This is a genomic window from Streptomyces pseudogriseolus (genome assembly GCA_002154585.1).
GTDB lineage: Bacteria > Actinomycetota > Actinomycetes > Streptomycetales > Streptomycetaceae > Streptomyces > Streptomyces pseudogriseolus.
Genome location: MUNG01000539.1, coordinates 6,515 through 7,010, shown reverse-complemented (window position 1 = coordinate 7,010; position 496 = coordinate 6,515). Strand labels below are relative to the sequence as shown.

1 protein-coding gene is annotated in these 496 nt (G+C 79.6%); it reads right to left on the bottom strand.

Annotation, left to right across the window (positions count from 1 at the left end):
- Positions 1-496 (bottom strand): UbiA family prenyltransferase (locus tag CCN29_RS32400; RefSeq protein ID WP_442538616.1); only part of this gene is annotated, 496 nt, incomplete at both ends.

Sequence of the window (496 nt, the reverse complement as noted above, 5' to 3'; positions counted from 1 at the left end):
AGCCCCGTCACCGCCAGCCCCGCCACCACCATCGCCGCCCGGAACGGCCACCGGCTCCGCCGCCCCGCCGACCGTGCCGCCGTGCCCGCCACCGCCACGGCTCCCGCCGCGATCGCCAGCCAGCGCCCTGCCGTGCCCGCCGGGCCGGGCGGCCCCGCGACGACCACGCCCACGGCCGCCAGCATCACCAGCGGCGCCAGCCACCGGCAGACCGTACGGCCCAGCCGCTGCGGCAGCCCCCGCACGCCCGTCGCCAGGTCGTCCTCGATGTCCGGCAGCACGTTCGCCAGATGCGCCCCCACGCCCAGCAGCGCCCCCGCCGCCACGGCCCACCAGGCGGGCCAGACCGGCCGCGGCAGTCCGAGGGTGACGAACACCGGGAGCGAGGCGAACCCCACGGCGTACGGGAGCGGGGACAGCGGCGTGTGCTTCAGCCGCAGGTTGTAGCACCAGCCCGCCGCCACGCCCGTCAGATGCGCCGCCGCGGCGCCCGGCC